This is a genomic window from Streptomyces hydrogenans (assembly GCF_014656075.1).
Taxonomy (GTDB): domain Bacteria; phylum Actinomycetota; class Actinomycetes; order Streptomycetales; family Streptomycetaceae; genus Streptomyces; species Streptomyces hydrogenans.
This window is the reverse complement of the sequence record NZ_BNBS01000021.1, coordinates 49,318-61,967: the sequence shown is the minus strand read 5'-3', so window position 1 is coordinate 61,967 and position 12,650 is coordinate 49,318. Positions and strand designations below refer to the sequence as shown.

General features: G+C 72.8%; 10 protein-coding genes. 6 read left to right on the top strand and 4 right to left on the bottom strand.

From position 1 onward, the window contains the following. The first annotated feature begins 51 nt into the window (after positions 1 to 51). The 4 genes from IE321_RS12130 to IE321_RS12115 are packed head-to-tail and all read left to right on the top strand — an operon-like array spanning position 52 to position 4,260. The gene (locus IE321_RS12130; RefSeq protein ID WP_190222878.1) at positions 52 to 1,479 is read left to right on the top strand and encodes a rhamnulokinase; all 1,428 of its coding nucleotides are present in this window, start codon (positions 52 to 54) and stop codon (positions 1,477 to 1,479) included. Continuing rightward, positions 1,479 to 2,195 carry a (Fe-S)-binding protein gene (locus IE321_RS12125; RefSeq protein WP_190222857.1) on the top strand — a complete coding sequence of 239 codons (717 nt, stop codon included), beginning with the start codon at positions 1,479 to 1,481 and terminating at the stop codon, positions 2,193 to 2,195. Before IE321_RS12130 ends, IE321_RS12125 begins: the two co-directional genes overlap by 1 nt. Further along, positions 2,192 to 3,628 (top strand): LutB/LldF family L-lactate oxidation iron-sulfur protein, encoded by a 1,437-nt coding sequence (locus IE321_RS12120; protein ID WP_190222856.1) that lies wholly within the window; start codon positions 2,192 to 2,194, stop codon positions 3,626 to 3,628. The genes IE321_RS12125 and IE321_RS12120 overlap by 4 nt, the downstream gene beginning before the upstream one ends. Next, a complete protein-coding gene (locus IE321_RS12115; RefSeq protein ID WP_190222855.1) occupies positions 3,625 to 4,260 on the top strand; it encodes a LutC/YkgG family protein in 636 nt (211 codons plus the stop codon). The genes IE321_RS12120 and IE321_RS12115 overlap by 4 nt, the downstream gene beginning before the upstream one ends. 7 nt (positions 4,261 to 4,267) lie before the next feature. Here the strand turns inward: IE321_RS12115 and IE321_RS12110 are convergent, their stop codons facing one another. The 4 genes from IE321_RS12110 to IE321_RS12095 are packed head-to-tail and all read right to left on the bottom strand — an operon-like array spanning position 4,268 to position 8,500. Then, positions 4,268 to 5,293 (bottom strand): LacI family DNA-binding transcriptional regulator, encoded by a 1,026-nt coding sequence (locus IE321_RS12110; RefSeq protein WP_190222854.1) that lies wholly within the window; start codon positions 5,291 to 5,293, stop codon positions 4,268 to 4,270. 29 nt (positions 5,294 to 5,322) lie between these two features. Continuing rightward, entirely contained in the window at positions 5,323 to 6,258 is a 936-nt protein-coding gene (locus IE321_RS12105) for a carbohydrate ABC transporter permease (protein WP_190222853.1), read from the bottom strand. Beyond that, positions 6,255 to 7,187 (bottom strand): carbohydrate ABC transporter permease, encoded by a 933-nt coding sequence (locus IE321_RS12100; protein ID WP_190222852.1) that lies wholly within the window; start codon positions 7,185 to 7,187, stop codon positions 6,255 to 6,257. Before IE321_RS12100 ends, IE321_RS12105 begins: the two co-directional genes overlap by 4 nt. Further along, a complete protein-coding gene (locus IE321_RS12095) occupies positions 7,184 to 8,500 on the bottom strand; it encodes an ABC transporter substrate-binding protein (RefSeq protein WP_190222851.1) in 1,317 nt (438 codons plus the stop codon). Before IE321_RS12095 ends, IE321_RS12100 begins: the two co-directional genes overlap by 4 nt. Positions 8,501 to 8,719: 219 nt before the next feature. Between IE321_RS12095 and IE321_RS12090 the strand changes: the two genes are divergently transcribed. Both IE321_RS12090 and IE321_RS12085 read left to right on the top strand, forming a co-directional pair. Continuing rightward, entirely contained in the window at positions 8,720 to 10,741 is a 2,022-nt protein-coding gene (locus tag IE321_RS12090; RefSeq protein WP_190222850.1) for a beta-galactosidase, read from the top strand. Positions 10,742 to 11,032: 291 nt separating this feature from the next. After that, on the top strand, positions 11,033 to 12,613 hold the full coding sequence (locus IE321_RS12085) for a glycoside hydrolase family 53 protein (RefSeq protein ID WP_190222849.1): 1,581 nt from the start codon (positions 11,033 to 11,035) through the stop codon (positions 12,611 to 12,613). Positions 12,614 to 12,650: the final 37 nt, after the last annotated feature.

The window sequence follows — 12,650 nt, the reverse complement described above, 5'->3', positions numbered from 1 at the left end:
CGCACCGGGACGTTCGCGGCGGCCGATCTCGGGGCCACCAGCGGACGGGTGATGGTCGGCCGGGTCGGCGCCGGCACCCTGGAGCTGACCGAGGCGCACCGCTTCCCCAACACGCCGGTCCGGCTGCCGGACGGGCTGCGCTGGGACGCGCTCGCCCTGCACCAGGGGATCCTCGACGGGCTGCGGGCCGCGGCCCGTTCGGGTCCGGTCGACTCGGTCGGGGTGGACACCTGGGCGGTGGACCACGGGCTGCTCGACGCCGACGGGGCGCTGCTCGGCGCGCCGTACCACTACCGCGACGCGCGGACGGACGGGGTCGCGGAGGAGGTGTGGGCGCGGGTCGGGGGCGCGGCGGAGCTGTACCGGACGACGGGTCTCCAGCACCTGCCGTTCCACACCGTCTTCCAGTTGGCCGCGGCGGCGGGAAGCGCCCAACTGGCGTCGGCGAAGCGCCTGTTGCTGATGCCCGACCTGTTCACCTACTGGCTGACGGGGTCGGTCGGCGCGGAGGAGACGAACGCGTCGACGACCGGGCTCTTCGACGTGCGGACCGGCACGTGGTCGCGGGAGCTGACCGGGCTGCTCGGGATCGACCCGGGGCTGCTGCCGCCGCTGCGGGCGCCCGGCGATCCGGCGGGGCACCTGCTGCCGTACGTCCGCGCCCACACGGGGCTGGCGGCGGGGACGCCGGTGACGACGGTCGCCTCGCACGACACGGCGTCGGCGGTGGTGGCGGTGCCCGCCACCGGGGCGGGGGCGGTGGCGTTCGTCTCCTGCGGCACCTGGTCGCTGGCGGGGCTCGAACTGCCGGGGCCGGTGCTGACCGAGGAGGCCCGTGCCGCGAACTTCACCAACGAGCGCGGGGTGGACGGCACGGTCCGGTTCCTGCGGAACGTGATGGGGCTCTGGCTGTGGGAGGAGTGCCGGCGCACCTGGGAGGGCCGGGGACACCCGGTCGACCTCCCCGCGCTGCTCGAAGAGGCGGCCCGGGAGCGGGCGTTCGCCTCGCTGGTCGATCCGGACGCGCCGGAGTTCCTGGCGCCCGGCGACATGCCGGAGCGGATCGCGGAGTTCTGCCGGCGCACCGGGCAGCCGGTGCCGGTGACTCCGGCGGCGGTGCTGCGCTGCGTCCTGGAGTCGCTGGCCGTGGCGCACCGGCGGACGCTGCGGCGGGCCGCCGAGCTGTCCGGCCGGGAGGTCCGCAGGATCCACCTGGTGGGCGGCGGCGCGCGGAACGCGCTGCTGTGCCAGTGGACGGCGGACGCGACCGGGCTGCCGGTGACGGCGGGCCCGGTGGAGGCGACGGCGCTGGGGAACGTGCTGGTGCAGGCGCGGGCGGCGGGTCTCGTCGGCGACCTGGCGTCCGTGCGTCGCCTGGTCGCCCGGACGCAGCCCCTGCGACACTACGAGCCGCAGGGCGACGGTGCCGTCTGGGACCGGGCCGCCGCCCGTCTCGAACCGTCCCCGAGGAAGTGCTGATGCGCGTCGCCCTCTTCGTCACCTGCGTCAACGACGCCGTCTTCCCGTCGACGGGGGTGGCCACCGTGCGGCTGCTCGAACGGCTGGGCGTGGAGGTGGACTTCCCGGCGGCGCAGACCTGCTGCGGGCAGCCGCAGTTCAACACCGGCTACCGGCGGGAGACCGTGCCGCTGGTACGGCGCACGGTCCGCGCCTTCGAGGGGTACGACCACGTGGTCGTCCCCTCGGGTTCGTGCGCGGCGATGGTGCGCCACCACTACCCCTCCTTCGGTCCGGAGGCGGCGGCGCTCGGGCCGCGCACCTACGAGCTGACGGAGTTCCTGGTGGACGTCCTCGGCGTGACCGACGTCGGCGCGCACTTCCCGCACCGGGTCACCTACCACCCGTCCTGTCACGGGCTGCGGATGCTGGGGCTCGGCGAGCGGCCGCGCCGGCTCCTGGAGGCGGTGAAGGGCCTGGAGCTGGTGGAGCTGCCGGGGGCGGAGGAGTGCTGCGGCTTCGGCGGGACGTTCGCGGTGAAGAACCCGGACGTGTCGGCGGCAATGGGCGCGGACAAGGTGGCGAACGCGGTGTCGACGGGCGCCGGGGTGCTGTGCGGCGCGGACAACTCGTGCCTGCTGCACGTCGGCGGCATGCTGAGCCGGCAGGGGGCGCCGCTGCGGGCGGTGCACCTGGCGGAGATCCTGGCGAGCACGGAAGAGGAGCCCTGGCGGTGAGCGGAGTCTTCATGGGGATGCCCGCCTTTCCCGAGGCGGCGCGCGAGGCGGTGCGGGACGAGCGGCTGCGGGCCAACCTGCGGCACGCCACGCACACGATCCGGGACAAGCGGGCGCGGGCCGTGGCGGAGCTGGACGACTGGGCGGAGCTGCGGGAGGCCGGGAAGCGGATCAAGGACCGGACGCTGCGTCACCTCGACACGTACCTGCTCCGGCTGGAGGAGGCGGTGACGGCGGCGGGCGGCACCGTGCACTGGGCGGCGGACGCGGCCGAGGCCAACCGGATCGTCACGGACCTCGTGAAGGCGACAGGCGAGAGCGAGGTCGTCAAGGTCAAGTCGATGGCCACGCAGGAGATCGGGCTGAACGAGGCCCTGGAGGCCGAGGGGATCCGCGCCTACGAGACGGACCTGGCCGAGCTGATCGTGCAGCTCGGCGAGGACCGGCCCTCGCACATCCTGGTGCCGGCCATCCACCGCAACCGGGGCGAGATCCGGGACATCTTCCGCGAGACGATGGGCGGTTGGGGCCGCCCCGCGCCCGAGGGGCTCTCCGACTCCCCCGCCGAGCTGGCCGAGGCGGCCCGGCTGCACCTGCGGGAGAAGTTCCTGCGGGCCAAGGTCGGGATCTCCGGAGCGAACTTCATGGTCGCCGAGACCGGCACCCTCGTCGTCGTCGAGTCGGAGGGCAACGGGCGGATGTGCCTCACCCTCCCCGAGACCCTGATCTCCGTCGTCGGCATCGAGAAGGTCGTCCCCACCTGGCGCGACCTGGAGGTCTTCCTCCAGACGCTCCCCCGCTCCTCGACGGCCGAGCGGATGAACCCGTACACGAGCACGTGGACAGGGACGACGGACGACGACGGGCCGTCTGCCTTTCACCTGGTGCTGCTCGACAACGGGCGCACCGACGCCCTCGCCGACGAGGTCGGCCGGCAGGCGCTGCGCTGCATCCGCTGCTCGGCCTGCCTCAACGTCTGCCCGGTGTACGAGCGGGCCGGCGGCCACGCCTACGGCTCCGTCTACCCCGGCCCGATCGGCGCGATCCTCACCCCGCAGCTGCGCGGCACGGCGAGCGAGGTCGACGCCTCGCTGCCGTACGCGTCCTCGCTGTGCGGGGCCTGCTACGAGGTGTGCCCGGTGGCCATCGACATCCCGGAGGTGCTGGTGCACCTGCGCGGGCGGGTCGCCGACCGGGGCGGGCCGGGGCACCGGCTGGAGAAGGCCGCCGTCAGGGCGGCCACCTGGGTCCTCGACCACCCCGGGGTCCTGGCGGCGGGCGAGCGCGTCGCGTCGCGGACGCGCGGGCTGCACCCCAAGAGGCTTCCCGGCCCCGGCGCCCGCCAGTGGTCGGAGAGCCGTGACCTGCCCGAACTGCCCGCCGAGCCCTTCCGGGACTGGTGGAAGAAGAACCGCCCAGGAGACCGCGCATGAGCCAGAACTCCCGCGAGCGGATCCTCGCCCGCATCCGGTCCGCCGTCGCGGACGCGCCCGAGGCGCCGGAGGTGACCCGCGCGTACCTCACCCGCCACACGCCGGACGACCCGGAGGCGGTCCTCGACCTGCTCCACGAGAACCTCGCCGACTACCGGGCCCGGGTGCACCGCACCGACGAGGCCGGGCTGGCCGCGCTGATCGCGCGGCGGCTGGAGGAGCGCGGAGCCCGTACGTGCGTTGTGCCGGACGGGCTGCCGGCGGAATGGCTCGCCGACGCGACGGCGGAGGCCGTACCGGACGGCCGTCTCACCCCGGCGGCCCTGGACGCGGTCGACGCCGTGGTCACCGGGTGCGCGCTGGCGGTCGCCGAGACCGGCACGATCGTGCTCGACGGCGGGCCGGGGCAGGGGCGGCGCGCCCTCACCCTCGTGCCGGACCTGCACGTGTGCGTCGTCCGCGAGGAGCAGGTCGTCGCCTCCGTGCCGGAGGCGATGCCCCTGCTGGACCCGCGACGGCCGCTGACCTGGATCTCGGGGCCCTCGGCGACCAGCGACATCGAGCTGGACCGGGTGGAGGGCGTGCACGGGCCCCGGACCCTGGAGGTCGTCCTGGTCCGGGGCCGGGCGTAGGGCGGGGTCAGGCGGACTCGCGGACCACCAGTTCGGTGGGGAGGATGACGGTCGCCGGGTCCTCGCCCGCTATCCGGGCGAGGAGGGTGCGGACCATCTCGGCGCTGATCCGGTCCCAGGGCTGCCGGATGGTGGTGAGCGGAGGCTGGGAGGAGAGCGCGGCCGGGGAGTCGTCGAAGCCGCCGACGGCGATGTCCTCGGGGACGCGCTTGCCGGCCCGGGCGAGGGCGTCGAGGACGCCCTGGGCCATCAGGTCGGAGGCGACGAAGACGGCGTCGATGTCGGGGGCCCGCTCCAGGAGGGTGCGGGCGGCCTCGGCGCCGCTGGCGCGGCTGTAGTCGCCGGTGACGACGAGGGCGTCGTCGGCGGGGAGGCCGCAGGCGGCGAGGGTCTCGCGGTAGCCGGCGAGCCGCTCGACGCCGCCGGGGGTGTCGAGCGGGCCGGTGACCGTGGCGATGCGGCGCCGGCCGGTGGCGTGCAGGTGGCGGACCATCTCGCGGGCTCCGTCGCGGTCGTCGGCGGCGACGTAGCCGATGCGGGTGGTCTGGCCGAGCGGCTTGCCGCAGGCGACGACGGGCACGCCGGCCTCGTGCAGCCGGGCCACGACGGGGTCGCCGGAGTGGCTGGAGACGAGGAGGACGCCGTCGACGTGGCCGGCCTCGATGTAGCGGAGGTTGCGGCGGCGCTCGTCCTCGGTGCCCGCGATCATCAGGATCAGGGGGATGTCGCGGTCGGCGAGGGCCTGGGTGCAGGCGCGCAGGAGGACGTTGAAGTTGGGGTCCTCGAAGAAGCGCTCCTGCGGCTCGGTGAGGAGGAAGGCGACGGAGTCGGACTTGCCGGTGATCAGCGAGCGGGCGTGCCGGTTGACGACGTACCCCGTTCTGCGGATCGCGGCGTCGACGGCCGCCTTGGCCGCGGGGCTGACGTAGTGGCCGCCGTTGAGGACGCGGGAGACGGTGCCGCGCGAGACGCCGGCCTCGCGGGCCACGTCGTGGATGGTCGCCGGTCGGCGCCTGCTCGCTGCTGTGCTCATGCTGTGTGTTTCCCCTCGTTCCCCTGTGTTCAGGACTTTACGGCGCCGGACAGCAGGTCGAGGCTCCAGAACCGCTGGATGACGAGGAAGAGGGCGATCAGCGGGAGGACGGCGAGCAGGGCGCCGGTGATCACCAGGGTGTAGAGGGCGGGCTGGCTGGCGCCCTGCTTGAGGAGGGTGAACAGGCCGACGGTCATGGGGAACTTCTCGTCGTCGCCGAGCATGATGAAGGGCAGCAGGAAGTTGTTCCAGATGGCGACGAACTGGAAGAGGAAGATCGTCACGAGGCCGGGGCCGAGCATGGGCACGGCGATCCGGGTGAAGATCCGCCACTCTCCGGCGCCGTCCACGCGGCCCGCCTCGACCAGTTCGGCGGGGATGGCGGCCTCGGCGTAGATGCGCCCGAGGTAGACGCCGTACGGGGAGAGGATCAGCGGCAGCAGCACGGAGAGGTAGCTGTCGGTGAGGTCGGCCTCGGCCATGAGGAGGTACTGCGGGATGGCGAGGATGACCGGGGGCATGAGGACGCCGGTGAGCATGACGTTGAAGAAGAGCTCGCGGCCCCGGAAGCGGTAGACGGCGAGGGCGTAGCCGGCGAAGGCGGAGACGACGGTCGACAGGAGGGCGCCGAGGCCGGCGTAGAGGACCGAGTTGCCCATCCACTTCCAGTAGATGCCGTCGCGGTAGGCGGTGAGTTCGCCGAGGTTGTCGGCGAGGCCGGTGCCGGGCAGGAAGGTGAAGGTGGAGAAGAGCTCGTCGTCGGCCTTGGTGGCGGCGACGACGACCCAGGCGACCGGCAGCAGGCAGTAGAGGGCGCCGAGGATCAGGGCCGCGGTGGGCAGCAGGGCGGTGCGGCGGGGGGCCGGGCCGGCCGTGCCGGGGGCGGGCGGGGCCTGCGCGGTGCCGGGGGTGGTGCCGGCGGCGGGGGGCGCCTTGCGGAGCGCCGGGGTGGCGTGACCGGTCATCGGCCGGCTCCTTGCGTGGTGCGGCGGTTGGAGATCCTGAGGAGGGCGAAGGAGAGCGCGAAGGTGGCGAGGGCGAGCACGACGGCCGTGGCGGAGGCCGCGTAGATGTTCCCGCCGGTGAACGCGTCGTTGTAGACCTTCATCAGGGGGCTCCAGGTGGAGGGGATGCCGTTGGTGAGCGGCTTGAGCGTCATGGGCTCGTTGAAGACCTGGAGGGTGGCGATGATCGAGAAGAAGAAGGTGAGGACCAGGGAGGGCATCACCATCGGGATCTTGATGCGGAGCGCGATCTGGAGTTCGGAGCAGCCGTCGAGCTTGGCCGCCTCGAAGACCTCGGTGGGCAGGGCGCGCAGCGAGGTGTAGATGACGATCATGTTGAAGCCGGTGCCGCCCCAGACCGCGATGTTGGACATCGCGAGGTAGAGGGGTCCGCCGTCCATGAGGTCGGGCTGCGGGAGTCCGGCCTTCTCCAGGAGGAAGTGGAAGGGGCTGACGTCGGGGAGGTAGAGGAAGCCCCACAGGACGGCGGCGATGACGCCGGGCACGGCGTACGGCAGGAAGATCGCCAGCCGGGCGAAGGAGCGGCCCCGGACGCGCTCGGAGTCGAGCAGGAGCGCGAAGAGGAGGGCAAGGCCGAGCATCACGGGGACGACGAGGGCGCCGTAGCCGAGGACGCGCAGGGCGCTGCCGAGGAATTCGGGGTCGGCGAGGGCGGAGCCGTAGTTCTCCAGGCCGGCCCAGACCTCGGACTTGGCGCCCTTGCCGAGGCCGAGTCCCTTGATCTCGACCTTGTGGACGCTGAGCCAGAGCGCGTAGCCGATGGGCAGCGCGAAGAAGAGGAGGAAGAGGAGGGCGGCGGGGAGGAGGAAGCCGTACGGGGCCGTCTTGACCCCGTACGACCGGCGCGCGCCCTTGGGGGGCTGCGTCACTTGGCGACTCCGAAGCCCTGCTTCTCCAGGTCGGCCACGGTGGTGTCCTGGAGCTTGGTGAGGGCGGCGCCGAAGGCGGCCTCGGTCCTGGCCTTGGCGGCCTTGCCGAACTCGTCCTTGAAGGCGGTGTAGGCGACGTTCACGTTGGGGCCCCAGGCGGCGGGCGCGGTGGTCTTCGCGATCTCGGCGGCCCTGGTGTAGAAGTCGGGCTGGTTGGCGAAGTAGTCGGGGGCCTTGGCGAGGGCGCCGCTGGTCTGGGCGGCGGTGGCGGCGGGGTAGATGCCGCTCTCCTTGACGAGGGCGGCGAGCGCCTCGGGGTCGGTGTTCAGCCAGGTGGCGAACCGGGCGGCGGCTTCCTTGTGCTTCGAGTCGCTGGTGACGGCGGTGGAGGAGCCGCCCCAGCTGCCGGTGGCGTTCTCGCCCTTGTTCCACTGCGGGAGGGGGGCCATGGCCCACTTGCCCTTGGTGTCGGGGGCGGCGGTGCCGAGGGTGCCGGGGGCCCAGACGGCGGAGACCCAGGCGAGCTGTTCGCCGGTGTTGAGGGCCTTGTTCCAGGCGGGGGTGTACATGGGCTGGTTGTCGATGGCGCCCTCGGCGACGAGGCCGCCCCAGAAGTCGGTGACCTTGCGCGTGGCGTCGTCGTCGATGCCGACCTTCCAGTTGTCGCCCTCGAAGGTCCACCACTGGGCGCCGGCCTGCTGGGAGAGGCCGGCGAAGAGGCCGGAGTCGTTGGCGGAGAAGGTGGTCAGGGCCTTCTTGGGGGCCTTCTTCTTGAGGGCGCGGGCGGTCTCGGCGAACTCGTCCCAGGTGGTGGGGACGGTGAGGCCGTACTCCTCGAAGAGGTCCTGGCGGTAGAAGAACATCAGCGGGCCGGAGTCCTGGGGCAGGGCGTAGACCGCGTCGCCGCCGAGGGTGGTCTGCTGCCAGACGCCGGGGGCGAACTGCTTCTCGACGCCCTGGACCTCCTTGGCTATGTCGGCGAGGGCGTCGTTGCTGACCAGGGTCGGGAGCGCCTGGTACTCGGCCTGGACGAGGTCCGGGCCCTTGTGGGCCTTGGCGGCCGTGATGATCTTGGTGACGAGGTCGTCGCCGGAGGCCTGCTTCTGGACCGTGACCTTGACCTCGGGGTGCTGGGCGTTCCAGAGGGCGGCCACCTTGTCCATGCCGGGCGCCCAGGCCCAGTAGGTGAGCTCGACGGGGCCGGACTCGGCACCCGCCTCGCCGCCGGAGTCGGATCCACAGGCGGTGAGCGCGGTGGCGCCGAGGAGGACGGCGGTGGCGGCGGCGAGGCTGCGGCGCGTGATCTGGGGCATGGGTGGGTTCTCCCTGACCGAAAGGGGCCTCTCCATCGGACGGAGAGGCCGACCATGCATCTGTGAGCGTTCACAGTAGAGAAACGTTCTGGACACTTGTCAATGGTTGTTCCTGTGCGGTTATGTTGCGTTGCCACATCGAAACCGGATGTGTGTACGTTCACAGCCACGGCAAACGAACACCCCCCTTCCCGATCCACAGGTGCTCAGGAGAGACTCATGTCAGCGACGACCCCCAAGGGCCTGACCCGGCTCGCGTTCGGCGGGGACTACAACCCCGAACAATGGCCGGAAAGCGTCTGGCAGGAGGACGTACGGCTGATGCGCGAGGCCGGCGTCACCATGGTGAGCGTCGGGATCTTCTCCTGGGCGCTCCTGGAGCCCGAGCCGGGCCGGTACGACTTCGGCTGGCTCGACCGCGTCCTCGACCTGCTGCACGCGCACGGCATCCGGGTCGACCTCGGCACCCCCACCGTCGCCCCGCCCGCCTGGTTCTACCGCGCGCACCCCGAGGCGCTGCCCGTCACCGCCGACGGCGTCCGCCTCGCCTACGGCTCGCGCGGCGCGATCTGCCACAGCTCCCCCGCCTACCGCGAGGCCGCCGTCCGGATCACCACCGAGCTGGCCCGCCGCTACGCCGCCCACCCGGCGCTCGCGCTCTGGCACGTCCACAACGAGTACGGCGTCCCCGTCAGCGCCTGCTACTGCGACGGCTGCGCGGCGCACTTCCGGCGCTGGCTGGACGGCACGTACGGCTCCGTCGAGGCCGTGAACGAAGCGTGGGGCACGGCCTTCTGGGGCCAGCGGTACGGCACGTACGAGGAGATCCTGCCGCCCCGCGCCACCCCGACCGTCGGCAACCCGGCCCAGCAGCTGGACTACCGCCGCTTCGCCGACGCCACCATCCGCGAGAACTTCCGCGCGGAGCGGGACGTGCTCCACGAGCTGTCCCCCGGCGTCCCGGTCACCACCAACTTCATGACCGCGCTCAGCCAGTGCGACTCGATCGACTACTGGGCCTGGGGCCGCGAGGTCGACCTCGTCACCAACGACCACTACCTGATCACCGACGGCCGGCGCACCCACGTGAACCTCGCGATGGCCGCCGACCTCACCCGCTCCGTCGCCGGCGGCGCCCCCTGGCTGCTCCTGGAGCACTCCACCTCGGGCGTGAACTGGCAGCCGCGCAACCCGGCCAAGCGCCCCGGCGAGATGGCCCGCAACTCCCTCGCCCACGTCGCCCGCGGCTCCGAGGGCGCCATGTTCTTCCAGTGGCGGCAGGGCCGGCGCGGCGCCGAGAAGTTCCACTCGGCGATGGTCCCGCACGGCGGCACCGACACCCGGATCTGGCGCGAGGTCGTCGAGCTGGGCGCTGGACTCGGCGCGCTGGAGGAGGTCCGGGGCAGCCGGACCGTCCCCGACGTCGCCGTGCTGTGGGACTGGCACTCCTGGTGGGCGCAGAAGCTGGAGTGGCGGCCGAACGAGGCGCACGACGCCCGCGAGCGCGCCGACAGCTTCTACGAGACCCTCTACGACCGGCACCTCACGGTGGACTTCGCGCACCCCGAGGCCGACCTGTCGGCCTACCCGCTGGTCGTCGTCCCGGCCCTCTACCTGATGACCGAGGCCGCCGGGCAGAACCTGCGGGAGTACGTGGAGAACGGCGGCACCCTGGTCGTCTCGTACTTCTCCGGGATCGTCGACGAGCACGACGCCGTCCACCCCGGCGCCTACCCGGGCGCCCTGCGGGACGTCCTCGGCCTCACCGTCGACGAGTGGTCGCCGCTCCTGGACCACCAGCGGGTCGGCCTGACCGGGCCGGGCGGCGCCGCGCTCACCGGCGACGTGTGGACCGAGTTCGTCCGGCCGCGCGGCGCCGAGACCGTCTGGACCTACGCGGACGGGCCGGCCGCCGGCGGGCCCGCCGTCACCCGGCACCGGCTCGGCCGGGGCACCGCCTGGTACGTCTCCACCCGCCTCGACGCGGCCTCGCTGGACGCGATCGTCGCCGCGGCGGCCGAGGACGCCGGGATCCCGAGCCGCACCGGGCTCGCCCGGGACGTGGAGGTCGTGCGCCGCGCCGGCGCGAACGGCCACTACGTCTTCGTCCTCAACCACACCGACGAGGAGACGAAGGTGCCGCTGGACGCCACCGGCACGGAGCTGCTCGGCGGCGGGCGCGTGAACGGCACGCTCACCGTCCCGGCCGGCGACGTCGGAGTCGTCCACCTGGACAGCTGACGGCCGGCGGCCGGCGGACCACGCGCCTCGGGACCGGCCGACGGCCGACGGCGGCCGGTCCGCGCGCCGGAACCGTACGCGATCCGCCCGGGGGTCGCGCGTACGCGTCCCCGCACCGTCCTCCCCCCCTCCCCGGCCCCCTCACGGGGTCGGGCCCCCGATCTCCCCGGGGGCGGCCCGCACCCGCCGCGCCGTCCCCGGGTGAGCCGTACCACCCGTTTCCCCCGTCCCCGAGGAACAGCGCCACCGCACCACCACTCCCCCGTCCGTCACCGTCGAAGGGACTCGACGATGCGCACCATCAGAAGCCGTTTCCGGCTCCGCTCCGCCACGCTGGCCGGCGCGCTCGGCGCGGCGCTGCTGCTCGCTCCGCTGCCCGCGCAGCAGGCCGTGGCCGCGAGCACGCTCACCAACTCCGGCTTCGAGAGCGACGGCGCCGGCACGGCCACGCCGTCCGGCTGGTCGACCTACTCGGCCGCCGGCCAGAACGCCGCCTCCTTCACCGAGGCGGGCGGCCACAGCGGCGGCCACCGCCTGTCGCACTGGTCCTCCTCGGCCTACAAGGTCGAGACCTACCAGTACCTCAGCGGGCTCGCCGACGGCACGTACACGCTGAGCGCCTGGGTGCGCTCGGGCGGCGGCCAGAACGCGGCCTACCTCGCCCTGCGCAACTGCGGCTCCGCCGAGCAGCGCACCGATCTGCCGGTCACGACCAGCTCGTGGATACGGGTCGTCACCTCGGTCAAGGTGGTCGGCGGCGGCTGCACGATCAGCGTCAACTCCGACGCCAACGCGGGCAACTGGCTCAACGTCGACGACCTGACCTTCACCTCCGGCTCCACCGGACTGACCGTGAAGGGCGTCGACCTGTCCGCGCTCAAGAAGAACGAGGACTTCGGCGCCACGTACAAGAACGCCGCGGGGACGACCGGCGACCCGGTCGCGCTCCTCAAGGGCGCGGGCGCCACCTACGGCCGCCTGAAGGTGTGGGTGAACCCGGCCGACGGCTACAACACCAAGACGCAGGTCCTCGCCACCGCGAAGCGCGTCAAGGCGCAGGGCATGAAGCTGCTCGTCGACTTCCACTACTCGGACATCTGGGCCGACCCGGGCGCGCAGTCCAAGCCCGCGGCGTGGGCCGGGCACTCGTACGGCCAGCTCAGGACGGACGTCTACAACCACACCTACGACGTCCTGAACGCGCTGAAGGCGCAGGGCACCACGGCCGACATGGTGCAGATCGGCAACGAGATCAACACCGGCATGCTGTGGCCCGAGGGCTCGACGTCCAACTGGCCGCAGCTCGCGGGGCTGCTGAACTCCGGCATCTCGGCGGCGAAGGCGGTCTCGTCGTCGACGCAGATCGCGCTGCACCTCGCGAACGGCGGCGACAACGCGCTCTACCGCACGTGGTTCGACAACGCCACGGCGCAGGGCGTGAGTTACGACGTGATCGCGCTGTCCTTCTACGGCTACTGGCACGGGGCGCTGTCCTCGCTCCAGACCAACCTGGACGACATCGCGGCCCGTTACGGCAAGAAGGTGATGGTGGCGGAGACCGCGTATCCCTTCCGGCTGGACAGCGAGGACGCGCACGAGAACATCATCGACCTGTCGTCGGAGCTGGTCTCCGGCTACCCGGCGTCCCCGTCCGGCCAGTCGGCGTGGCTCCGTGACGTGATGAACGTCGTGGAGGCCGTCCCGGGCGGCCGCGGTCTCGGCGTCGTCTACTGGGAGCCGGCCTGGACCGCGGTGACCGGCAACGGCTGGGACCCCACGGACCCGTCGTCGGGCAACGCCTGGGAGAACCAGGCGCTGTTCGACTACGACAGCCGGCTGCTGCCGGCGGCGAACTGGTTCGCCCACCGCTGACCCGGACCGGTACGCCGTGAAGGGCCGGATCCCCGAG